This is a genomic window from Nocardia sp. NPDC004568, from assembly GCF_040609955.1.
Taxonomy (GTDB): Bacteria; Actinomycetota; Actinomycetes; order Mycobacteriales; family Mycobacteriaceae; genus Nocardia.
The window spans coordinates 23862-46742 of the sequence record NZ_JBEXLL010000044.1 but is presented as its reverse complement, the minus strand read 5'-3'; the positions used below and the strand labels follow the sequence as shown (position 1 = coordinate 46742).

The window sequence follows — 22881 nt, the reverse complement described above, 5'->3', positions numbered from 1 at the left end:
CGAGTCGTCACACCACCCGGTGACTCGCTGACGAGGACCGATCGCGGGGTCTCGTGCCGTCCGCGGGTGCGAGCACGCACCCGGGATCCGGCGGAGTCGAACTGTGCGGCGCATCCGCACGGGCGGGCCGGGCACACGGGATCCGGTGGGACCCCAGCTGGAATCAGTGCGGCGCCGGCGCGCTTGGGTCGCGGGTCAGCGAGCCCTTTTGGCTGTCGTCTTCTTGGCCGTGGACTTGGCGGCCGTGGTCTTCTTGGCCGTGGACTTGGCGGCCGTGGTCTTCTTGGCGGTGGCCTTCTTGGTGGCCGTGGCCTTGGCGGGCGTCTTCTTCGCCGCAGTCTTGCGGGCGGCGGCCTTGGTGGCCGTCTTCTTGGCGGCGGTGCTCTTGGCCGGCGCCTTCGTGGCCGTCTTACGTGCCGTTGTTTTGGCGGGCGCCTTCGTCGCGGCCTTCTTGGCGGTGGTTTTCTTCGCCGTTGTCTTCTTCGCTGTGGATTTCTTGGCCGCCACAGGAGCATTGACACCGCGTTTCACGGCGGGGCCGGTCGCCGCGAGCTTCTGTTTACCGGCGATAACCGCCTTGAACTGGGCGCCGGGCCGGAACGCCGGCACCGAAGTGGGCTTCACCTTGACGGTTTCCCCGGTACGCGGATTCCGCGCCACCCGAGCTGCCCTCTTACGCTGTTCGAACACACCGAATCCGGTGATGGTGACGCTCTGCCCTTTGTGTACCGCGCGCACGATGGTGTCGACCACATGCTCGACTGCCGCGGTGGCCGTGCGCCTGTCAGTACCCAACTTTTCGGTCAGAACGTCGATCAGTTCCGCCTTGTTCATTGAATCCTCCGCAGACTAATGGCCCGTCGTCGGACCGACTAGGTACCACGGTAAACCCACATTGGGCAAGAGTCTATGTGCCACGCCAAAATTCATGTGGTCTAGCACACGCACAGCTACCACGACATCTGAGGGCCCACTAAGAGGCCGAGAACATTACGCCTGCGAAATAGGTTCCGGCAGGGTCTTTGGTTTCCAAGCCGGCCTTGCCTTTTCGAACTCCGCGATCACATCGCTACGCCGCAGCGTCAGGCCGATGTCATCCAAACCCTCCAACAGGCGCCACCTGGTGTAGTCGTCAATATCGAACGGCAACACGATGGTTCCTGCGGTCACCGTGCGCGCCGCGAGGTCGACAACCAATTCCAGTCCGGGCTGTTCCTCGAGCAACTTCCAGAGCATTTCGACATCATTCTGTGACATTCGCGCCGCCAGCAGGCCACCCTTGCCCGCATTACCGCGGAAGATGTCGGCGAAACGCGAAGAGATAACTACCCGAAAGCCATAGTCCATGAGCGCCCATACGGCGTGCTCACGCGAAGATCCGGTCCCGAAATCCGGCCCGGCCACCAGGACGCTGCCGTGCTTGTACGGCTCGATGTTCAGAATGAAGTCCTCGTCACCGCGCCAGGCGGCGAACAGGCCGTCTTCGAATCCCGTACGAGTGACGCGCTTCAGATAGACGGCGGGGATGATCTGGTCGGTGTCGACATTGGACCGGCGCAGCGGAACGCCGATCCCCTTGTGCACGGTGAAGGCTTCCATCGTATTTCTCCCTGATTCGGCTATAAGTGAGTTTCGATATAAGACGGGCTCAGTCGAGGTCCGCGGGCGCCGACAGCGTGCCGCGGACCGCGGTCGCGGCGGCCACCAGCGGCGACACCAGGTGGGTGCGCCCGCCTTTGCCCTGCCGGCCCTCGAAGTTCCGGTTCGAGGTGGAGGCGCAGCGCTGGCCCGGGGCGAGCTGATCGGGGTTCATACCCAGGCACATCGAGCACCCGGCCTGCCGCCATTCGGCCCCGGCCGCGGTGAAGATCTCGCCCAGCCCCTCCGCCTCGGCCTGTTCGCGCACCCGCATCGAGCCCGGAACCACCAGCATTCGCACGCCCTCGGCCACCTTGCGGCCCTTCAGCACGTCGGCCACGGCCCGTAGATCCTCGATCCGGCCGTTGGTGCAGGACCCGACGAACACGGCGTCCACCGAGACCTCACGCAGTGGCGTACCCGGGGTCAAATCCATATAGCGCAGCGCCTTCTCCGCGGACTCGCGCGCGGTCTCGTCGGCGATCCGGGCCGGATCGGGCACGGTCGCGCTCAGCGGCAGACCCTGACCCGGGTTGGTACCCCAGGTGACGAACGGGGTGAGCGCGCTCGCGTCGATGTGCACCTCCCGGTCGAAAACCGCGTCCTCGTCGGTTTTCAGCGCCTCCCAGGCCTCGACCGCGGCATCCCAGTCCGCGCCCTGCGGGGCGTGCGGGCGACCCTTGAGGAACTCGTAGGTGGTTTCGTCCGGGGCGATCATTCCGGCCCGGGCACCGGCTTCGATGGACATATTGCAGACGGTCATCCGCGCTTCCATCGACATATTGCGAATGGCCTCACCGCGATACTCGAGCACATAGCCCTGCCCGCCGCCGGTACCGATTTCGGCGATCACCGCGAGAATGAGGTCTTTACTGGTGACCCCCGGCGGCAGCACACCGTCCACGGTGATCGCCATTGTCTTGAACGGCCGCAGCGACAGGGTCTGCGTGGCAAGCACATGCTCGACCTCGCTGGTGCCGATTCCCATGGCCAGCGCGCCGAAAGCACCATGGGTGGAGGTGTGGCTGTCCCCGCATACCACAGTGGTGCCGGGCTGGGTCAGCCCCAGCTGCGGTCCGACGACGTGGACGATGCCCTGTTCCCGGTCGCCCATCGGGTGCAGCCGCACGCCGAATTCCGCGCAGTTGCGGCGCAGCGTCTCCACCTGGGTGCGCGAGACCGGGTCGGCGATGGGTTTGTCGATATCGACGGTCGGGACATTGTGATCCTCGGTCGCGATGGTGAGATCGGGCCGGCGGACCGGGCGACCAGCGGCTCGCAGACCGTCGAAGGCCTGGGGGCTGGTCACCTCGTGCACCAGATGCAGATCGATGTAGATCAGATCGGGTTCGCGCGCCTCACCCTCACCCTCGCCGCGGGCGACGACGTGCTGTTCCCATACCTTCTCGGCCAGCGTACGTGGCATTGTTTCGATCACCTTTCGGGCTCGGCATCCGGTGCCGGGCAGGCCCGGCACCGGATACGCGCTAGCTGGAATCACGCGACCCCTTCCAGGACACCACCTGGGCTGTTCGTAATGGCATCTCAGAATGCAGGACGCTAATATCGTTGTATGAGACAGCATAGCGGTATCGGCGTCCTGGACAAAGCGGTGTCAGTGTTGTATGCGGTCGCCGAGCGGCCCTGCGGTCTCAACGAGCTCTGCGAGCGCACCGGCCTGCCCCGCGCGACCGCGCACCGGCTCGCGGTCGGCCTGGAAACCCACCGGCTGCTCGCCCGGGACGGTAACGGCTCCTGGCGCCCCGGCCCCGCTCTCGCCGAACTCGCCGCCGGCGCCGCCGACCCACTGCTCGAGGCCGCGGGCTCGATTCTGCCGCGGCTGCGCGAGATCACCGGCGAAAGCGTGCAGCTGTACTGCCGGGAGGGCAACGAGCGGGTCTGCGTCGCCGCCCTCGAACCCCCCGCCGGGCTCCGCGACACCGTGCCGATCGGCTCCCGCCTCCCGCTGACCGCGGGATCCGCGGCCAAGGTACTCCTCGCCTGGGCCGACCCCGATCTGCAGCGCACCGTCCTCGGTGACGCCATGTTCACCGAGCGCACGCTCGCCGAGGTACGCAAACGCGGCTGGGCGCAGAGCGCCGGTGAGCGCGCGGCCGGGGTGGCCAGCGTTTCGGCACCGGTGCGTGATCAGCAGGGCACGGTGGTCGCCGCGGTCTCGGTCTCCGGCCCGATCGATCGAATGGGCCGCCGACCGGGAGCTCGCTGGGCGGCGGACCTGGTGGCGGCCGCCGATGCGCTGCACCGCCGACTCTGAGCGGCGGGCAGCTGCCGTCACTTATGGTGGCCTGATGGGAGTGAACCAACGGTCACAGATCGTGATGACCGATACCGAGATCACCGATTTCCTCACCCGCAGTCGCGTCGCCACCCTGGCGAGCCTGGGTGCGGACGGTAAACCGCACCTCACCGCCATGTGGTACGCGCTCATCACCGATCCGGAGCGGCCCGACGCGATCCCCGAACTGTGGTTCGAGACCAAGGGCAAATCCCAGAAGGCCGTCAACCTGCGTCGCGACCCCACGGTCACCTGCATGATCGAGGCCGGGAAAACCTACGACACCCTGCGCGGAGTCTCCCTCGAGGGCCGCGCCGAGGTCATCGACGACCCGGAGAAGCTGTTCGCCGTCGGCGTCAGCGTCTGGGAGCGCTACACCGGCCCGTACACCGACGATATGCGCGAACACGTCGAAGGCATGCTGAACAAGCGCGTCGCGGTCCGCATCGTCCCCGACCGCATCCGCAGCTGGGACCACCGCAAACTGGGTCTGCCCGCCATGCCCCTGGGCGGGTCCACCGCCCACGCCCTGGACGACTGATCGATCCCGGGTGCTGTCCGGCCCGGCAGCACCCGGCCCCCTCGTTCGCCCCGCCCCGCCACCCACGCCGGACCCGGCTCGTTACCGGCCCGAATGCAGGTGGCGAGCCGGGTCCGGCGAGCCCACATATCGCCCCGATGAGGCTCGGGCCGGCCGCCACGGCCGCCGGTACACCGGTGCGGACCGGCTTTCCCGGCCCGATCCAGCCCTCTCCCACCCGCCCCGCGCACCACAGGTCTTCAGGACCAGCACAGTGCGACCCCGAGCAACCCATACCGACGGCCAAGGCACAAACCCGCCACCATTCGCGCACTGCATCCGGCGAACCCCGTGGTGGCCGACGGTGTCGAACCAAGCGGCCGAGGCGCCGCCGAGCCGAGATTCTCGAAGTCGAGTCGCGCCACGCCGGATTTCCCGCCCGAACCCGCCGACCGGCCGAAAGCAAGAAGTTCGGCCAGGGTCCGCGGCCACAACTACGGCCTCACGTTCGGAGGCAACCAACCCGAGAAATGTCCCGGGGCGGACCGGCCCGAGATCGTTTCCCGTCCACGAAAGCTCGCGCCGTCACAGTCGGGGGCCGGCGATCCATAGAGGGCTTCCAGGGCGACACGCCGGCGACAAATCCACAGGTAATCAGCCATAAAGCGGCTTCTCACAGCATCCCTCGCGCGGCTCGACCACGAGCAGTCGGCGAACGGATCCAGGGCCGAAGCCCCGGCAGCATCAGGACCGGCCCGAGACCGTTTCCCGTCCACGAAAGCTCACGCCGTCACAGTCGGGGACCGGCGATCCATAGAGGGCCTTTCGGGTCACCGACCAGGCAGCGTTCCAGGGACGAACCCGGCGTCACATTCACCGATGAGCAGTCCACAGAGGGTCCAGGGGCGAATGCCCCGGCCCGACCCCTGACCGCTTCCAGTCCATAAAGGGGCCCAGGGACGAAGCCCCGGCCCACCCCCGAACCGTTCCCGGTCCGCAAAGGGGGTCCAGGGGGCGCCGAGCCCGCCTGGGCGGGGTGCGGGGGTTGCACCCCCGCAAAACATCGCGAATCAGCAAAGGCCCATGCTCTCCATGAGCATGGGCCTCGCAGCTGAGTAGCCCCGACGGGATTTGAACCCGCGCTACCGCCTTGAGAGGGCGGCGTCCTAGGCCGCTAGACGACGGGGCCAGGACTTGTGATCAACTCCTGGCTGGAGTGGATCGCGGATCTCTCGATCCGAAGCTCGATCAGCGTAACCGACCGGGCGGCGGCGACCAAATCGCCTGGATAATTCGTTCCGCACCGCATCTGGACGATGAAGCTGAGAGCGATCTCCGCTGGGGTACCAGGACTCGAACCTAGAATGGCTGAACCAGAATCAGCTGTGTTGCCAATTACACCATACCCCAATGACCTGGGCTTTCGATCGCACCGCTGGCTGCGGTGGCACCGTCGTTCCGGCCGAGAAAGAGAGTACCAAACCGCTCCGGGGAAACTACAAATCGCCTGGTCACGCCACCACATCAGGTGGGTAACGGTGCCGCGGCGCAGCCGACCGGACGCCGGTGGCGCCGCACGCACGCCGTCCCGGGGCAGTGCCGGGGACGGCGTGCGCGGCGGCGCTCAGTCGGCCGGCGGCGTCCAGGCGCGGCCCGCGCGCAGTCGCTGCATGGTGAGCTCGCGGCCCAGCAGTTCCATGGATTCGTACAGCGGCGGACTGATATGCGACCCGGTGACCGATACCCGTACCGGCGCGAAGGCTTTCCGCGGTTTCAATTCCATTCCGTCGATGAGCGCGACTTTCAGCGCGTCCTCGATCTCGGAAGCGGTCCAGGCGGTCAGCGGTTCGAGGGCGGAAATTGCGGCATCCAATACCGGAGCGGCGTCCGGACCCAAATTCTTCTTGCCCGCCGCGGGGTCGATACCGAACTCCTCGGACGGCGCGAAGAGGAATCGCAACAGCCCCCATGCGTCGTCGAGTACGACAATGCGAGTCTGCACCAGATCGGCAGCTGCCGCGAATACCTTCTCGTCTATTCCGGGACCGATATATCCACGGTCCGCGAAAAAAGTGCGCAACCGTCCGGCAAAATCGGCCGGCTCCAGCAAACGGATGTGCTCGGCATTGATCGCATCGGCCTTCTTCTGATCGAAGCGAGCCGGGTTCGAATTCACTTTCGATATGTCGAAGGCCGCGACCATCTCCTCCATGGAGAAGACATCGTGGTCGTCGGCGATGCTCCAGCCGAGGAGTGCCAGGTAATTGAGGAGGCCCTCGGGAATGAACCCCCGATCGCGGTGGAGGAAGAGGTCGGACTCCGGGTCGCGCTTGGACAGCTTCTTGTTTCCCTGCCCCATCACGAACGGCAGGTGACCGAATTCGGGGGTGAAATCGGCGACCCCGATACGCTGCAGTGCGGCATAGAGCGCGAGCTGACGCGGCGTGGAGGAGAGCAGGTCCTCACCGCGCAGGACGTGGGTTATCCGCATGGTGGCGTCATCGACCGGGTTGACCAGGGTATAGAGCGGATCACCGGTGCCGCGGGTGAGCGCGTAGTCGGGCACCGAACCCGCTTTGAAGGTGGTTTCCCCGCGTACCAGGTCGTGCCAGGTGAGATCGGTATCGGGCATACGCAGCCGGACCACCGCGCCCCGGCCGGCGGCCTTGTATTCGGCGATCTGTTCGGCCGTGAGATCGCGGTCGAAATTGTCGTAGCCGAGTTTCGGATCACGTCCGGCCGCCCGATGGCGCGCCTCGACTTCCTCCGGTGTGGAGAAGGATTCGTACGCCTCGCCGGCATCGAGGAGTTTTTGCACCACGTCGCGGTGGATTTCGCGCCGCTGCGACTGCCGGTAGGGCGCATAGGGTCCGCCGATTTCCGGACCTTCGTCCCAATCGAGTCCGAGCCAGCGCAACGCGTCCAACAGCGCCTGATAGGACTCTTCGGAATCCCGCGCGGCGTCGGTGTCTTCGATACGGAAGACGAACGTGCCGCCCTGATGGCGGGCGTAGGCCCAGTTGAACAGCGCCGTGCGGATGAGCCCGACATGCGGTGTCCCGGTGGGTGACGGGCAGAAACGGACCCGTACGTTTGTCATGTCCCTCTTTCGTTCAGCGTTTTGCGGCAACAGGATTGGTGAGCGTGCCGATACCGGAGACGGTGACCGAGACCGTTTGACCGTCTTTCATCGGACCGACACCTTCGGGAGTTCCGGTGAGGATCACGTCACCGGGGAGCAGGGTCATCACGCGGGTGACCCATTCGATGATATCCGGGATATCGTGCAGCAGTAGCGATGTGGTACTGCGCTGACGTACCGCACCGTCGAGTTCGGTGGTGATCTCGAGATCCGCCGGATCGAGTTCGGTTTCGATCCACGGCCCCAGCGGGCAGAAGGTGTCGTAGCCCTTGGCCCGGGTCCACTGACCGTCCTGGGCCTGCTGGTCGCGGGCGGTCACATCATTGGCGACGGTGTAGCCGAGGATGACGTCCTTGGCCCGAGCCGCGGGCACGTCCTTGCACGGCCGCCCGATGACCACGGCGAGTTCGCCCTCGTAATCGACGCGAGACGAACTGGGCGGCACGATGATCGGGATATCGGGACCGATGATGGACGTATTCGGCTTCATGAAGATCACCGGTTCGGCCGGCGCCTCACCGCCCATCTCGGCGGCATGGGACGCGTAGTTCTTGCCGACGCAGATCACCTTGCTGGCCAGGATCGGGGCGAGCAGCCGGATATCGGCCAGCGGCCAGCTGCGGCCGGTGAACGTCGGCGTACCGAATGGGTGTTCGGCAATTTCCTTGGCGGTTTCGCCTTCGATGGCGACGAACGCGACCCCGTCGGGGCTGGCAACTCGACCTAGACGCATGAGCGAAGTCTATCCAGCCGGTTTCACCAGCCCGAATGCGCCCGACCGGTCGGTCCGCCGGGCGGCGACAACCGTGCCACTGCTTGCGGGAGCCGGGGCCCGGAGGTGTACCGTGGCCATTGGAAGTTCAAAGATTGAGACTCTATTCTCATATATTGAGATGCTCTTGTTCTGAGATGGGGAACCATGGCGCACAGTCCTTCGACGGCCCGCCCGGCCGCCGCGTCCGGCAGGCAGATATCCCCCGCCCACCGCTGGCTCATGCTCGCCTTCGGGGTCTTCGCCCAGGTGTCCAGCGCGATCTTCGTGCACGGGGTGCCCTTCCTGCTCCCCGCGCTGACCGCCGGGGGCATGCCGCTGCCCACCGCCGGCCTGCTGGTGGCCATGCCCACCGTCGGCCTGTGCTGCGCCCTCATCGCCTGGGGCTATCTGGTCGACCGGGTCGGCGAACGGATCGCCCTGGTCGCCGGGCCGGTGATCATGTGCGGAGCCGGTACGGCCGCCGCCTTCACCACCAGCTACCCCGCCCTGGGGATCCTGCTGTTCCTCGGTGGGATCGGCGCCGCCAGCACCAACGGCGCCAGCGGCCGGGTGATCGTCGGCTGGTTTCCGCCCGACCGGCGCGGCCTGGCCATGGGAATCCGGCAGACCGGCCAGCCGCTGGGCGTCGGAATCGCCGCGATGTCGGTGCCCCTGGTCGCCGACCGGTTCGGTGTCGCACCCGCGCTCACCGTGCCCGCCCTACTGGCCGGACTGGCCGCCGTGTGCTGCCTGCTGGGCATCGTCGATCCGCCCCGGCCGGCCCGGGCCCAGGCGACCGGCGCCAACCCTTACCGGGGCAGCAGCACACTGTGGCGTATCCACGGCGTATCGATTCTGCTGGTCGTCCCCCAGGCGACCGTCTGGACCTTCGCACTGCTGTGGCTGCACCGCGACCTCGGCTGGTCGCTGGCGGCGGCCGGCGCGCTGGTCACCTTCACCCAGATCCTGGGCGCGCTGGGCCGGATCGGCGCCGGCGCCTGGTCGGACCGGGTCGGCAGCCGGATGGGCCCGCTGCGCCAGGTCGCGATCGCCGCGGTCGCCACCATGGCCCTGCTGACGCTGACCTCCTGGACCCACTGGTGGTGGGCCGCCGTCCCGCTGCTCGTCGTCGCCTCGGTGGTCACGGTCTCCGACAACGGCCTGGCCTTCACCGCCATCGCCGAACGCGCCGGGCCGTTCTGGAGCGGTCGCGGCCTGGGCATCCAGAACACCGGCCAGAACCTGACAGTCGCCGCAGTACCCCCGGTATTCGGCGCGCTCATCACCGCGACCGGGTTCCCGGCGGTCTACCTGGCGGCAGCGGCACTGGCGGCCGTGGCCATCCCGCTCGTCCCGGTGTCATCCGAAAAACCCCTCGAATGATCACGAGCCGACTCCGATACCGCCGACAGCTCCCTCGACCGGCTGCTCGACGGACGGCCGGTCGGGCTTCGATGAATACAGCCGCGCCGACCACCACATGGAGAGTCGTGCCGGTGGTTCATCCGGTGGCCCGGCCGGGCCGGACGAGCGGATGACCATCGTCAGATCTCGATGAGCACCGCCGGATCGAGCGCCACGCGAATTCTCGTGTCGGCCTCGATCTCGGCGATGAACTCGGTACCTTCCGCGACCGGCGGGTCCCACCGGTAGGAGGCACCGTCGAGAGTGCCTCGATGAATCCGTATACGCGGTTGATGTTCGACGATCCAGTACTCCGCGATGCCCAACGCCGCGTACTCGCGGACCTTGCGCACTCGGTCGGTGCGTTCGCTGCCGCTACCCGGTGACACCACCTCGACGGCCAGCAGGATGTCAGTGCCCGGAATCAGTTTCGGCGATTCGTCCACAATCGCCGCTCGTGCCACTGCTTTCGGGACGACGAACACATCGGGCTTACGGACACCCGAGGGCGTGCTGACCTCCCACTCGCCGCCGTCACAGACGAATACATCGGCGCGTTCCGCGGCTGTGCGGATTCGGCCGGCCAGCGACCACCCGATGAAGCTGTGCCGCGCCCCCGCTGCTACCTCGACCAACCACCCGTCTTCGAGTTCGAAACCCTTGCCGTCCTCCGGCAGATCGTAGAGATCCAGCACTGTGTACGGGCCGAAGCCGACATCACTGGTGGCGTGCCACGCGGTCATGCTGCCTCCCAGTGCTCGGGCCGTCCATCGGGGATACGCCCAGGTATCCCCGATGGTATCGGGCCCGCAACCCGATTTCGCGCACGGAAATCGGGGCCCTCGAGGTCAGAGCGCGGCGGCGATCCGATCGCCGATCTCGGTGGTGGACGCGGTACCGGTGCGGCCGGACAGATCCTTGGCGACCGCGTCCTGGATACGGGCGGCGGCAGCGGTCTCGCCCTTGTGCTCGAGCAGCAGGGAGACCGAGAGGATGGCCGCGGTCGGGTCGGCCTTGGACTGGCCGGCGATATCGGGGGCGCTGCCGTGCACCGGTTCGAACATGCTCGGGTTGGTACCGGTGGCGTCGATATTGCCGCTGGCGGCCAGGCCGATACCGCCGCTGACGGCGGCGGCGAGGTCGGTGATGATATCGCCGAACAAGTTGTCGGTGACGATCACGTCGAAGCGGCCCGGATCGTTGACCATATGGATGGTGGCGGCATCGATGTGCTGGTAAGCCACCTCGACATCACCGAATTCGGTGCCGACCTCGTCCACCGTGCGCTGCCACAACGAACCGGCGAAGGCGAGCACGTTCGTCTTGTGCACCAGAGTGAGGTGCTTGCGCCGGGCCTGCGCCTTGGCGAAGGCGTAGCGGACCACGCGTTCGACACCGAACCGGGTGTTGGTGCTCACCTCGGTGGCGACCTCGTGCGGCGTATCCACCCGGATCGCGCCCCCGGTGCCGGTGTACGGGCCCTCGGTCCCTTCCCGGACCACCACGAAGTCGATCTCCGGGGTACCCGCCAGCGGACTGCCGACCCCCGGGTACAGCTTGGATGGGCGCAGGTTCACATGGTGATCGAGCGCGAACCGGGTGCGCAGCAGCAGGCCGCGTTCCAGGAGACCACTGGGCACCGACGGGTCGCCGATGGCGCCGAGCAGGATCGCGTCGTGCTGCTTCAGTTCCGGCAACACCGATTCGGGAAGGATTTCCCCGGTGGCGTGGTAACGCTTGGCGCCCAGGTCGTAGTGGGTCCGTTCGACCCCGGGCAACACCACATCGAGCACTTTGAGCGCCTCGGTGACGACTTCCGGTCCGATACCGTCACCGGGGATCACGGCGAGTTTCATGACAACCACGCTTTCTACGAACGAGGCCGCGCACCTCAGCGGGACGCGGCTGCCGGGCCGGGTAGGTCTGTCACCGGGACGGTGGCCGGGTACCGGCCCGCCCCGGACCGCGTGGCCCGGGGCGGAGGTGTACCCGTCGGCGCACGCCGCCCACCGGCCCGGGCGGCGGCGTGCACGGAACATCTCAGAACAGGTCGACCAGGGCGACCTTGGCGGCACCGACCGCGGCGGCGATCTCGGAACGCACCGCGTCGGGCACCTCCTTGTTGACCCGCAGCACGACGGTGGCGCCTTCCTTGTTGGCGTCCTGGGTGAGCTGCGCGGCGAGGATATCGATCTCGGCGGCGCCCAGCGCGGTACCGACCTTGCCCAGCGCGCCCGGCTTGTCCTCGTAGTTGAGGACGGCCAGGTTGATGCCCTCGGCGCGCATATCGTAGTTGCGGCCGTTGATGTTGACGATCTTCTCGACCTGCTGCGGCTCGGTCAACGCGCCCGCCACATTGATGGTGCGGCCGTCGCCGAACACCGCGCGCAGGTCCACCAGGCTGCGGTGGCTGGGGCTCTCGGTCACCGTGGTCACCTCGGCGCTGATCCCGCGGGCCTGCGCCAGCGCCGGGGCGTTGACGAAGGTGACCTGATCGTCGACATGGGCGGAGAAAACTCCGCGCAGTGCCGCGAGCTGCAGTACCTCGACCTCGGAGGCGGCCAGTTCGCCGCGCACCTGTACTTCGAGGCTCACCGGCAGTTCGTCGGCGAGCGCACCGAGCAGAGCGCCCTGCTTACGGACCAGGTCCAGCCACGGCGCGACCTCGTCGCCGACCACACCGCCGGTGACATTGACCGCGCCGGGTACGAACTCACCGGCCAGCGCCAGCAGCACCGATTTGGCGACATCGGTACCGGCCCGATCCTGGGCTTCGGTGGTGGAGGCGCCCAGATGCGGGGTCACCACGACCTGGGGCAGCTCGAACAGCGGGCTGTCGGTGCAGGGCTCGGTCTCGTAGACGTCGATACCGGCGGCCCGGACGTGCCCGGAGGTGATCGCCTCGGCGAGCGCGGCCTCGTCCACCAGGCCGCCGCGCGCGGCGTTCACGATGATGACGCCCTTCTTGGTCTTGGCGAGCGCGTCCTTGCCGAGCAGACCCTTGGTCTCCGGGGTCTTCGGCAGGTGGATGGAGATGAGGTCGGCCCGTTCGAGCACCTCGTCGAGGCTCAGCAGTTCGATGCCGAGTTGGGCGGCGCGCGCCGGGGAGACGTAGGGGTCGTAGGCGACGATCTTGGTTTCGAAGGCGGCGAGGCGCGCCGCGAACAGCTGCCCAATCCGGCCCAGGCCGATCACACCGACGGTCTTGCCGAAGATCTCCACACCGTTGAAGCTGCTGCGCTTCCAGGTGTGCTCGCGCAGCGTCGCGTCGGCGGCCGGGATCTGGCGGGCCGCGCTCAGCAGCAGGGTGACGGCGTGTTCGGCCGCGGTGTGGATATTGGAGGTCGGCGCGTTGACGACCATCACACCGCGTTCGGTGGCGGCGGGGACATCGACATTGTCCAGGCCGACTCCGGCCCGGGCGACGATCTGCAGGTTTTTGCCGGCTTCGAGGACTTCGGCGTCGACGGTGGTCGCGGAGCGGACGAGCAGCGCATCGGCCTCGGGCACCGCGGCCAGCAGTGCGGGCCGATCGGGGCCGTCGACCCAGCGGACCTCGACACCGTCACCGAGCGCGTCGACGGTCGACTGGGCGAGCTTGTCGGCGATCAGAACTACAGGACGGCCTGCTTGGCTCACAGTGGGATACTCCTGGATGTGGGGACGGCCAGTTGACGGGGCCAAGCTTAGTTCGGACCGATCCGGCCATGTGCCGCCCCCTGCTGTCGGTATCGGTCGACCTGGACGGACTCGGCCGGGTGGGTGGTCCGGATCACGTCCACGATCGCCGCTCGCGGGGCCGGAACCGGGGCGGGATCCGCGCGGGCGTGGGCGCCCGGACGGATGTCACCGCGCTGATACGACCCGCCCGCCCGCGCGAACTGCCGCCGTTTCGCCCGCTACGGCACCGCGTTCCGGCGCAGGGCGGTCCGGGATTCCGGAAATCGGATGGGCCACGGGTTCGATGTGCAGGCGAAGCCGCCCACCGCATCGCGGCGCCGAAATCCGAACCTCCACATTTCCGGTTCACGGGCCGCCGAATTCGAACGATGGGATTTTTACACCAGGTAGTCCGGGCGAGCTGCCGAGAATCCTTCGGGCGACTGTCCGGTAAAAAGGTCACCGGCGAACCGGCTCGCGCCCGAGGATGATTTTCCGCACTCGCCGGTGCGCCGGGCCGCTACCCGACCCCGGAAAACCGAGCGGGGCCCCGCACCTCGAAGGTGCGGGGCCCCGCTGGATTCGTCACATCACTCAGATGGCGCGAACATCCTGAGCCTGCGGGCCCTTCTGGCCCTGCCCGATCTCGAACTCCACGCGCTGACCCTCTTCGAGGGTACGGAAACCGCTTCCGGCGACTGCCGAGTAATGCACGAAGACGTCAGGTCCGCCCCCATCTTGCGCGATAAAGCCGAAGCCCTTCTCGCTGTTGAACCACTTCACACTGCCTTGAGCCATGTTACTTACTTCATACTTTCTGTTGTGAGCCAGACGGATCACGGTCGATCCGCCTGATCTCTCTGACAACGATGCCACGTCCGGGAAAGTTCCTCCACTTCGAAAACCCCCCACTGGGAGGGATAACGCCGGGCCGGGAGACCGGCATCACGCCGGGGCGGTAGCGGTCCCCGCACTGATGACCCGCTCATGACCCGGTCGGAGTACGAACCCGGGAATTCCCGTAGTACCCAGGGATGATTTCTCGATCGGATCCGCCGAAGGTCTGTGACTTTCGCGACCATTGCGCGAGGGTGAAGGTTCAACTCCTTCCGGCCGGTCGTCCCGGCCGTGCCGGACGGGACAGTACGAGAGGATTCGACGTGTTCCGCACGACCCGAGTATCCGCGACCCGCCGGGCCACCGCCCGGATCGCCGTCGCGGGTGCCATCACCCTGATCCCGCTGGCCGGCCTCGCGGCTCCCGCGACGGCCGACCCGGCGGCCCCGGCCCCGGGCTACACCCAGGTGGACCGCGATCGCCACGGTGATCGCGACCGCGACCGCCACTGGGACCGCGACCGCCATCGTGATCGCGACGACCACTGGGATCGCGACGACCACTGGAACCGCGACCGGCACTGGGATCGCGGCTGGCAGGATCCGGCGGGCTGGGCCCGCCATCTGCTGCGCGGTCTCTTCGGCAGCAGCTGATCGAGATGCGGGCCCGCGTCGGCGGGCCCGCGTCCCCGGCCGCGGACAGTGGGGGCGGCACCGCGCTCGTCGTCCCGGCCGATCGAGCAGAGGGCGGCACCGCCCTTCCGGCACGGAGAACCGGCACACGGCGCGCCTCGGTACGAACCCGGCCCGGTTGTCCGCTCGTAGCGTAATCCGCCCGACCCCGCGGACCCGGGTTCTAGGCTCTGTCCATGACCGAGCCCCGCAGACTCCAGGCGATTCCCGGTGGACGCGCCGAGCGGCCGCCCCGGCAGCCGGTGGACCGGCCCGAGCCGCTGTGGCGCGAGGTCCTCGGTGGGCGACTCCGGACGCTGCGCAACGAGAAACGCGAAACGCTCGCGGAAACCGCTGAGCGCGCGGGCATTTCACCGCAGTATCTGTCCGAGGTGGAGCGTGGCCGCAAGGAACCCTCCAGCGAGATGATCGCCGCGCTGGCGGGTGCTCTCGGCACCTCCCTCGGCGCGCTCACCGAACAGGTGGCCGAGGACCTCCGGTCCCGGCGCCGCCCCGTGGCGACCCGCCGGCCGGGCGCCGCACCCACAGCACTGCTCCGGGCGGCCTGACCGGTCGGCGTCCGGGCCGTTGTCGCCCGTTCACCGGGCGGGGGCCGGGCCCCGCGGCGCCAGTACCGAATCGACCAACCCGTATTCGACCGCGGCCGCCGCGGTGAACACCCGGTCGCGGTCGGTGTCGTGCCGTAGCTGCTCCGGAGTCCGTCCGGTGTGCCGGGACAGGATGGTTTCGATCTCCGCCCGCATCCGCACGAGTTCGTCGGCCTGCAGGATGAGGTCGGGGATGGCCCCCTGGCCGCGGGCCGCGGGCTGGTGCAGCACCACCCGGGCGTGCGGGAGCATCGCCCGGTGACCGGGCGCGCCCCCGGCCAGCAGCACGGCACCGACGGCGATGGCCTGACCGACACAGGTGGTGTGCACCGGGGCGCCGATGTGCTGGATGGTGTCGTACACCGCCAGCATCGATGACAGATCGCCGCCTTCGCAGTTGATGTAGAAGTCGATCTCCTGGCCGGGGCTTTCCGATTCCAGGTGCAGCAGCTGCGCGATGAGCGCGTTGGCGACCCCGGAATCGATGGGGGTGCCGAGGTAGACGATGCGTTCGGCGAGTAGGTGCGAATAGATGTCGGTGATCCGCTCACCGCGCGGATGCTGGGCGATCACATTGGGAATGGTGTAGGTGCTCATCGGGTTTCCCTGTCGTCGGTGCGGTTGTCGTCGGCTCGTCGTCGCGCGCCCGGGGTGGTGGCGGTCTGCCCGCCGCGGTCACGCACGGGGCACGGTCTGCTCGTGCCGCGTCGGAGGGGCGGGCTCACGCTCGGGCCGCCGCGGTCACGCCCCGTGGGCCGCATCGCATACGGGTGCTCATGCGGAGATCCCGACCCGCTGGCGCTGCGGGACGACCTGCGCGAAATCGCCGACGATATGGTCGATGAAGCCGTATTCCTTGGCCTGGGGCGCGCTGAACCAGCGGTCGTGCAGGGAATCCTCGTAGATCCGTTCGTAGGGCTGGCCGGTGTCCGCGGAGATCAGGCCGAGCACGGTTTCCACCGTGTAGCGCAGATCGTCGGCCTGTACCTCCACGTCCACCGCGGACCCGCCGATACCGGCCGATCCCTGGTGCATCAGGATGCGGGCGTGCGGTAGCGCGAACCGTTTGCCGGGGGTTCCCGAGGAGAGCAGGAACTGGCCGGCGCTGCAGGCCAGCCCCAGCGCGAGCGTGGACACCGGACTCGGTACCAGCCGCATGACATCGCGGATGGCCAGCATCGCCGGTACCGAACCACCGGGCGAATGGATCCACAGCGAGATACCGGCCTCGCCGTCCTCGGCGGCGAGGGTGAGCAGCTGGGTCGCCAACAGGGTGCCGTTGTCGTCGTCGAGCGGGCCGTCGAGCACGAGGATGCGGCGGGCCAGGAGCTGCTCGCGGGAACGCCAGCCGAACAGCGGGGATTTGTCGTCGTGAGCCATGGTCACCACGCTGCCGGAGCGGACGGGCGCGCGGGAGCCCATGCTGCTGTCGGCAGATCTGCTCTCAGCAGCGGCGCCCGCGACCATCGGCCGATCGATACTCGAGATTCACGCTGCGATACGTGGGCGAAACACAGCCTCCCTACCGTGATTCCTCGTATACGTCGCTGTATACAACGCCGAATACGAGCAAGTCAGCGGGCTGACCTTTCCTGAGTGGAGGCCGAACGGTCATGAATGCAGCCAGAATCGAAGAATCCGGAAAACCCATGACAGTTCCGGCATCACGCCCCACCCCCAACCGCCGTGCGCGCCGGCGCGCGCGCACTCTTCTCGCCCTGCCTGCCGCCCTGTGCGCGACCGTGCTGGCGGTCACCGCCTGCGGTAGCTCCGCTTCCGATCAGACCGGCGCGAACGCGACCTCCTGTGTCGACACCTCCGGCCCGAGTATCAAGGTCGGCTCGCTGAATTCGCTCTCGGGCACCATGGCGATCTCGGAGGTGACCGTCCGGGATTCGATCCGGCTCGCCGTCGACGAGATCAATGCCGCCGGCGGTGTGCTGGGCAAGCAGATCCAGCTGGTCGGCGAGGACGGCGCCTCCGAGCCCACGGTGTTCGCGGAGAAAGCGGAGAAGCTGATCAGCAGCGACTGCGTGGCCGCGGTGTTCGGCGGCTGGACCTCGTCGAGCCGTAAGGCCATGCTGCCGGTGTTCGAGGACCGTAACGCGCTGCTGTACTACCCGGTCCAGTACGAGGGCCTGGAATCGTCGGAGAATATCTTCTACACCGGCGCCACCACCAACCAGCAGATCGTGCCCGCCCTGGACTATCTGAAGGGCCGCGGCGTGAAATCGCTCTACCTGGTCGGTAGCGACTACGTCTTCCCGCAGACCGCCAACCGCATCATCAAGGCCTACGCCGAGGCCAACGGTATCGAGATCAAGGGCGAGGACTACACCCCGCTCGGCTCCACCGATTTCTCCACCATCGTCAACAAGGTCCGCTCGGCCGACGCCGACGCCGTGTTCAACACCCTCAACGGCGATTCCAATGTCGCGTTCTTCCGCGAGTACAAGAACGTCGGCCTGACCCCGCAGGACATGCCGGTGGTCTCGGTGTCCATCGCCGAGGAGGAGGTCGGCGGTATCGGGGTCCAGAACATCGCCGGCCAGCTGACCGCCTGGAACTACTACCAGACCGTCGACAACCCGCGGAACAGCGCGTTCGTCAAGGCGTACAAGGCGAAGTACGGCGCGAACAAGCCGACCTCCGACCCCATGGAAGCCGCCTACGTCTCGGTGTACCTGTGGAAGAACACCGTGGAGAAGGCACAGTCCTTCGCGGTCCCCGATGTGCAGGAAGCCGCGGGCGGGGTCACCTTCGAAGGCCCCGAGGGGCTGGTGACCATCGACGGCGAGAACAACCACATCACGAAAACCGCCCGGATCGGGGAGATCCGTCCCGACGGCCTGATCTACAGCGTGTGGGATTCCGGCAAGGCCGTCGAACCGGATCCGTACCTGGCGGGCTACTCGTGGGCCGAGGGACTCGGGGGCTGATCTCGTGGAAGCACTGGTCGGACAGCTGTTCACCGGCTTGAGCCTGGGCTCCATCCTGCTGCTGGCGGCCCTGGGGCTGTCGCTGACCTTCGGTCAGATGGGCGTGATCAATATGGCCCACGGCGCGTTCATCATGGCCGGCTCCTACACCGCCTACACGGTGCAGGAGTACCTGGTCGCCGACGCCGAGGTCTCGCTGATCGTCTCGCTGCTCATCGGATTCCTGGTCGGTGGACTGATGGGTGTCGCCCTCGAGGTGACGCTGATCAAGCGGATGTACGACAGGCCACTGGACACCCTGCTGGTGACCTTCGGCGTCGGTCTGATCCTGCAGCAGGCGGCCCGGGACATCTTCGGCGCACCCGCGGTCCGCGTGGTGACCCCGGAATGGCTCGGTGGCGGGGTGGAGATCCTGGGCGCGGTGGTGCCCAAGACGCGGATCTTCATCATGCTGCTCGCGGTGCTGTGCGTCACGGCCGTCGCGGTGACGATGAAATACACCGCGATGGGCCGGCGTATCCGGGCCGTGGTCCAGCATCGTGATCTCGCCGAAACCAGCGGGATCTCCAGCCGCGGCACCGATATCACGACGTTCTTCATCGGGTCCGGGCTCGCCGGGGTGGCGGGGGTGGCGCTCACGCTGATCGGCTCCACCAGTTCCAATACCGGCACCACCTATCTGGTGGACGCCTTCCTGGTGGTCGTCATCGGCGGGCTCGGGCAGATCCGCGGCGCGGTTCTGGCCGCGGTGGCGCTCGGACTGTTGAACTCGTTCATCGAATACAGCACCACGGCCTCGGTCGCGAAGGTGATCGTATTCGTCGTCATCGTGGTCTTCCTGCAGGTCCGCCCGCAGGGACTTTTCACGATCCGGTCGAGGAGTCTGGTATGAGGGAATTCCTGACCACCCGCTGGAAGGTCTATTCGGGGTTCGCGGTCGCCGCTGTACTGCTGTTCGCGGTGGCGCCCGCGGTGCTCTCGGACTTCCGGCTCAACCTGCTCGGCAAGTTCCTGTGCTTCGGCATCGTCGCGGTGGGTATCGGATTGGCGTGGGGCCGGGGTGGCATGCTCACCCTCGGGCAGGGTGTGTTCTTCGGCCTCGGCGCCTACATCATGGCGATGCATCTCAAGATCTCCGACGCGCAGCTGCGCGGTGACGACGTCCCCGATTTCATGCAGATCGCCGGTATTCGCGAACTGCCCGGTTATTGGGTTCCGTTCGCCTCACCGGTGCTCACGATCCTGGGCATCGTGATCGTGCCGCCGCTGGTGGCGACGCTACTCGGGCTGGGCGTGTTCAAACGCAAGGTCAAGGGCGCCTATTTCGCGATCCTGTCGCAGGCGCTGGCCGCGGCCTTCGCCATCCTGCTGGTGGGTCAGCAATCCACCGGCGGGAGCAACGGGCTCAACCGGTTCCGCAGTTTCTTCGGCCTGGCGCTCAACGATCCGGTGAACCGGCGGCTGCTGTTCTTCATCGCGGCCGCCACCCTGCTGGTGATCGTCGCGGCGACCCGGCAGCTCATGTACAGCCGATACGGCGAACTGCTGGTCGCGGTCCGTGATCAGGAGGAGCGCGTGCGCTTCCTCGGCTACGACCCGGCCAATGTGAAGGTGGTCGCCTACGCGGTCGCGGCGCTGTTCGCCGGTATCGCCGGCGCGCTGTTCGTGCCGATCGTCGGGATCATCTCCCCCGCCGATATCGGGATCGTGCCGTCCATCGCCTTCCTGACCGGTGTCGCCATCGGCGGGCGCACCACCCTGCTCGGCCCGGTACTCGGCGCGGTCGCGGTGGCCTGGGCACAGACCAGCCTGTCGGAGAACTTCCCCTCCGGCTGGGTGTACGCGCAGGGTGTCCTGTTCATCGTCGTGGTCGGTTTCTTCCCCGCGGGTCTGGCAGGTCTGGTGACCCTGCTGCGGCGGCGTACCGGCGGCGGCGACAAGGCCCCGGCACCACCCGGTCCGGCCCCGGAACCCGCACCCGCTACCCCGGTAGGAGTGTCGTGATGACCGAACAGGTGACGACCGAGCAGACCCCCGCCGCCCCGGTCGCCGGCGGTAACGCCGGAATGCACAGCGATTACCTCGAGGTCCGGGGGCTGAGCGTCGAATTCGACGGATTCAAGGCCGTATCGAATGTGGACCTGACCCTCTTCCAGGGTGATCTGCGGTTCCTCATCGGCCCCAACGGCGCCGGCAAGACCACCATGATCGACGCGATCACCGGTCTGGTGCCGGCCACCGGGTCGGTGCAGAAATCCGGCGTCGAACTCCTGGGCAAGAAGGTGCACCAGATCGCCAGGCTGGGCGTGGGGCGCACCTTCCAGACCGCGAGCGTGTTCGAGGAGCTGTCGGTCCTGCAGAACCTCGATATCGCCGCGGGCGCGGGCCGTTCGGTCTGGACCATGCTGCGCCGCCGTCCGGCCGCGGTCTCCGCGTCGATCGAACAGGCGCTGGAAACCATCGGTCTCACCGCGCTGCGTGACAAACCGGCCGGGACCCTGGCGCACGGCCAGAAACAGTGGCTCGAGATCGGGATGCTGCTCGTTCAGGACGCGTCGGTCCTGCTGCTGGACGAACCGGTCGCCGGGATGAGCCAGGAGGAGCGCGAGGAAACCGGGAATCTGCTGCGCCGGATCGGGGGCGAACGCACCGTCGTGGTGGTCGAACACGATATGGACTTCATGCGCAGTTTCGCCACCTCGGTGACGGTGCTGGCCCGGGGCGCGGTACTGGCCGAGGGAACGGTGGCCGAGGTGCAGGCGGATCCGGCCGTGCAGGAGGCCTACCTGGGGACCGCGGCGGCCGCCGAGCAGGACGACGTGGGTGAACCGGATCCGGCGGTCATAACAGGACGTGACCACGGCGGGGCGTCGCCCGCGGCGAACGGTCACCGCACGCCGGTCACCCCCGGTGACCCCGCAGGGGCCGCACGTACCGCCGACGAGAACGAAGGGTGATCGCGATGTTGGAACTCATCGACGTTCACGCCGGTTACGGCCGCACCGAGGTCGTGCACGGTGCCGGGATCGAGGTACCCGCCGACGGCGTGGCCGCGATCATGGGGCACAACGGCGCCGGGAAGACCACCCTGCTGCGCGCGGCGGTCGGACTGGTGCGCACCAGCCGAGGCCGGATCCGTTTCGACGGGGCCGATATCACCGGGCTGCGGCCCAGCGCTCGGGTCAAGCGCGGATTGGCCTATGTCCCGCAGGGGCAGCAGTGTTTCGGCCATCTCACCACCGCCGAGAACCTGCGGGTCGTGGCCGACGGCCGCACACGCGGCCGGGCGCTCATCGACGAACAGCTGGATCTGTTCCCCGCGCTGAAGGATCTGCTCGACCGCCGGGCCGGTCTGCTCTCCGGTGGGCAGCGCCAGCAGCTGGCGATCGCGCGGGCACTGATCACCGAACCGCGCATGCTGATCCTCGACGAACCCACCGAGGGCATCCAGCCGTCGGTGGTCGCCGAGATCGAGAACACCATCACCGAACTGGTGTCCCGCGGCGGGCTCGGGGTGCTGCTGGTCGAGCAGCACATCGGTTTCGCGCTGCGGGCCGCGAGCCGGTACTACGTACTGGAGAGCGGCCGGGTCACTTCCACCGGGGCGGGCGGTGCCGCGGCGGTGGAAACCGTTCGCGCCGCCATGACTCTCTAGGCTGCGCGTCGTGACCGAACCACGGAGCAAACGCGAATCACGCAGCGACACTGTGTACAAGGCACTGCGCGACGAACTCATGTCCGGTGCGCTGGCACCGCAGGAGCGGCTCGGCGAGGAACGGCTCGCCGAACGCTACGGTGTCTCGCGCACCCCGGTGCGCGAGGCGCTGGCCCGGTTGCAGGCCGACGGTCTGGTGGAACGCCACGACACCGGGCTGTTCCCCTACCGCCCGCGCCTGGACACCCTGGGCGACTACTACGAGCTGCGGATCACCCTGGAGGTCCAGGGCATCGCCCGCGTCCTCGACGATCCGGAGCTCGGCCACGACCGGGCCGTGCTCGGACCCGAGATCGACCGCTGGCGCGCCTTCCGCACCGCGCCCCCGGACCCGGACGCCGGTTTCGTGGCCGCCGACGAACAGTTCCACACCGTTCTGCTCGACTCGTCCGGCAACCACGCTCTCACCGAGGCCCTGACCACGGTGAACGCCCGGATACGCCCCGTCCGGATGTTCGACTACCTGACTCCTGACCGCATGCTCGCGACCATCGAGGAACACATCGCCATCGGCGAGGCCGTCCTCGACCGGGATCTCACCGGCGCCCGCGAGCAGCTCCTCGCCCATATCGAGCAGTCCCGCCGTGTGGTGGCCGACCGCGCCGGTCAGGTGCTCCAGCTGACCCGTATGGCCCGCGCGACCAAGACCTGAATTCCCGGCTACTCCGGTAGCCGCACTGTCCACGCCGAGAGGATC

22 protein-coding genes and 2 tRNA genes are annotated in these 22881 nt (G+C 67.7%); 11 read left to right on the top strand and 13 right to left on the bottom strand.

Features of this window, described 5'->3' with window-relative positions; all coding sequences use genetic code 11:
- Positions 1 to 195 precede the first annotated feature (195 nt).
- From ABZV91_RS19980 to leuC, 3 genes are all read right to left on the bottom strand, one after another.
- Positions 196 to 834, bottom strand: coding sequence for an HU family DNA-binding protein (locus ABZV91_RS19980; RefSeq protein ID WP_355243641.1), 639 nt, complete (start codon positions 832 to 834; stop codon positions 196 to 198).
- A gap of 156 nt (positions 835 to 990) precedes the next feature.
- Positions 991 to 1599 carry a 3-isopropylmalate dehydratase small subunit gene (gene leuD, locus ABZV91_RS19975; RefSeq protein WP_355243638.1) on the bottom strand — a complete coding sequence of 203 codons (609 nt, stop codon included), beginning with the start codon at positions 1597 to 1599 and terminating at the stop codon, positions 991 to 993.
- 49 nt (positions 1600 to 1648) lie between these two features.
- The gene (gene leuC / locus ABZV91_RS19970) at positions 1649 to 3064 is read right to left on the bottom strand and encodes a 3-isopropylmalate dehydratase large subunit (protein WP_355243635.1); all 1416 of its coding nucleotides are present in this window, start codon (positions 3062 to 3064) and stop codon (positions 1649 to 1651) included.
- A gap of 147 nt (positions 3065 to 3211) precedes the next feature.
- Between leuC and ABZV91_RS19965 the strand changes: the two genes are divergently transcribed.
- Both ABZV91_RS19965 and ABZV91_RS19960 read left to right on the top strand, forming a co-directional pair.
- Positions 3212 to 3913: an IclR family transcriptional regulator gene (locus tag ABZV91_RS19965; RefSeq protein ID WP_355243632.1), complete on the top strand. Its 702-nt coding sequence runs from the start codon at positions 3212 to 3214 to the stop codon at positions 3911 to 3913.
- Between the two features lie 34 nt (positions 3914 to 3947).
- Complete coding sequence (locus ABZV91_RS19960) at positions 3948 to 4475, top strand: PPOX class F420-dependent oxidoreductase (protein WP_355243629.1); 528 nt, start codon at positions 3948 to 3950, stop codon at positions 4473 to 4475.
- Between the two features lie 1095 nt (positions 4476 to 5570).
- On the opposite strand, the gene ABZV91_RS19955 is transcribed toward ABZV91_RS19960, so the two are convergent.
- From ABZV91_RS19955 to ABZV91_RS19940, 4 genes are all read right to left on the bottom strand, one after another.
- Positions 5571 to 5643, bottom strand: a tRNA-Glu gene (locus ABZV91_RS19955).
- A gap of 149 nt (positions 5644 to 5792) precedes the next feature.
- Positions 5793 to 5864: transfer RNA gene (locus ABZV91_RS19950), tRNA-Gln, on the bottom strand.
- A 214-nt stretch (positions 5865 to 6078) separates the two neighbouring features.
- Positions 6079 to 7554 carry a glutamate--tRNA ligase gene (gltX, locus tag ABZV91_RS19945; protein WP_355243626.1) on the bottom strand — a complete coding sequence of 492 codons (1476 nt, stop codon included), beginning with the start codon at positions 7552 to 7554 and terminating at the stop codon, positions 6079 to 6081.
- Positions 7555 to 7567: 13 nt separating this feature from the next.
- Positions 7568 to 8329 carry a fumarylacetoacetate hydrolase family protein gene (locus ABZV91_RS19940; protein WP_355243623.1) on the bottom strand — a complete coding sequence of 254 codons (762 nt, stop codon included), beginning with the start codon at positions 8327 to 8329 and terminating at the stop codon, positions 7568 to 7570.
- Between the two features lie 186 nt (positions 8330 to 8515).
- Between ABZV91_RS19940 and ABZV91_RS19935 the strand changes: the two genes are divergently transcribed.
- Positions 8516 to 9733: an MFS transporter gene (locus ABZV91_RS19935; protein WP_355243621.1), complete on the top strand. Its 1218-nt coding sequence runs from the start codon at positions 8516 to 8518 to the stop codon at positions 9731 to 9733.
- Positions 9734 to 9894: 161 nt separating this feature from the next.
- On the opposite strand, the gene ABZV91_RS19930 is transcribed toward ABZV91_RS19935, so the two are convergent.
- From ABZV91_RS19930 to ABZV91_RS19915, 4 genes are all read right to left on the bottom strand, one after another.
- Positions 9895 to 10497, bottom strand: coding sequence for a Uma2 family endonuclease (locus ABZV91_RS19930; RefSeq protein ID WP_355243618.1), 603 nt, complete (start codon positions 10495 to 10497; stop codon positions 9895 to 9897).
- A 105-nt stretch (positions 10498 to 10602) separates the two neighbouring features.
- Positions 10603 to 11610, bottom strand: a complete 1008-nt coding sequence (locus ABZV91_RS19925) for a 3-isopropylmalate dehydrogenase (protein ID WP_355243615.1) — start codon at positions 11608 to 11610, stop codon at positions 10603 to 10605.
- Positions 11611 to 11794: 184 nt separating this feature from the next.
- The gene (serA, locus tag ABZV91_RS19920; RefSeq protein WP_355243613.1) at positions 11795 to 13393 is read right to left on the bottom strand and encodes a phosphoglycerate dehydrogenase; all 1599 of its coding nucleotides are present in this window, start codon (positions 13391 to 13393) and stop codon (positions 11795 to 11797) included.
- Positions 13394 to 14008: 615 nt separating this feature from the next.
- Positions 14009 to 14212: a cold-shock protein gene (locus ABZV91_RS19915; RefSeq protein WP_063059615.1), complete on the bottom strand. Its 204-nt coding sequence runs from the start codon at positions 14210 to 14212 to the stop codon at positions 14009 to 14011.
- Positions 14213 to 14574: 362 nt separating this feature from the next.
- Here ABZV91_RS19915 and ABZV91_RS19910 point away from each other — a divergent pair, with 362 nt between their 5' ends.
- A complete protein-coding gene (locus ABZV91_RS19910; RefSeq protein ID WP_355243610.1) occupies positions 14575 to 14904 on the top strand; it encodes a hypothetical protein in 330 nt (109 codons plus the stop codon).
- Positions 14905 to 15119: 215 nt separating this feature from the next.
- The gene (locus ABZV91_RS19905; RefSeq protein WP_355243607.1) at positions 15120 to 15491 is read left to right on the top strand and encodes a helix-turn-helix transcriptional regulator; all 372 of its coding nucleotides are present in this window, start codon (positions 15120 to 15122) and stop codon (positions 15489 to 15491) included.
- Positions 15492 to 15521: 30 nt separating this feature from the next.
- Here the strand turns inward: ABZV91_RS19905 and ABZV91_RS19900 are convergent, their stop codons facing one another.
- Both ABZV91_RS19900 and ABZV91_RS19895 read right to left on the bottom strand, forming a co-directional pair.
- Positions 15522 to 16127, bottom strand: a complete 606-nt coding sequence (locus ABZV91_RS19900; protein ID WP_355243604.1) for an ATP-dependent Clp protease proteolytic subunit — start codon at positions 16125 to 16127, stop codon at positions 15522 to 15524.
- Positions 16128 to 16304: 177 nt separating this feature from the next.
- A complete protein-coding gene (locus tag ABZV91_RS19895; protein ID WP_355243601.1) occupies positions 16305 to 16910 on the bottom strand; it encodes an ATP-dependent Clp protease proteolytic subunit in 606 nt (201 codons plus the stop codon).
- A 269-nt stretch (positions 16911 to 17179) separates the two neighbouring features.
- Between ABZV91_RS19895 and urtA the strand changes: the two genes are divergently transcribed.
- Genes urtA through ABZV91_RS19865 form a run of 6 tightly spaced genes read left to right on the top strand, consistent with a single transcriptional unit; the run spans position 17180 to position 22836 of the window.
- Positions 17180 to 18469: an urea ABC transporter substrate-binding protein gene (gene urtA / locus ABZV91_RS19890; RefSeq protein WP_355243598.1), complete on the top strand. Its 1290-nt coding sequence runs from the start codon at positions 17180 to 17182 to the stop codon at positions 18467 to 18469.
- 4 nt (positions 18470 to 18473) lie between these two features.
- A complete protein-coding gene (gene urtB, locus ABZV91_RS19885) occupies positions 18474 to 19361 on the top strand; it encodes an urea ABC transporter permease subunit UrtB (protein WP_355243595.1) in 888 nt (295 codons plus the stop codon).
- Positions 19358 to 20473, top strand: a complete 1116-nt coding sequence (urtC, locus tag ABZV91_RS19880) for an urea ABC transporter permease subunit UrtC (RefSeq protein ID WP_355243592.1) — start codon at positions 19358 to 19360, stop codon at positions 20471 to 20473. Before urtB ends, urtC begins: the two co-directional genes overlap by 4 nt.
- On the top strand, positions 20473 to 21426 hold the full coding sequence (gene urtD, locus ABZV91_RS19875; RefSeq protein WP_355243589.1) for an urea ABC transporter ATP-binding protein UrtD: 954 nt from the start codon (positions 20473 to 20475) through the stop codon (positions 21424 to 21426). Before urtC ends, urtD begins: the two co-directional genes overlap by 1 nt.
- A gap of 5 nt (positions 21427 to 21431) precedes the next feature.
- Complete coding sequence (urtE, locus tag ABZV91_RS19870; protein WP_355243586.1) at positions 21432 to 22124, top strand: urea ABC transporter ATP-binding subunit UrtE; 693 nt, start codon at positions 21432 to 21434, stop codon at positions 22122 to 22124.
- 10 nt (positions 22125 to 22134) lie between these two features.
- Positions 22135 to 22836: a GntR family transcriptional regulator gene (locus ABZV91_RS19865; protein ID WP_355243583.1), complete on the top strand. Its 702-nt coding sequence runs from the start codon at positions 22135 to 22137 to the stop codon at positions 22834 to 22836.
- The last annotated feature ends 45 nt before the right edge of the window (positions 22837 to 22881 follow it).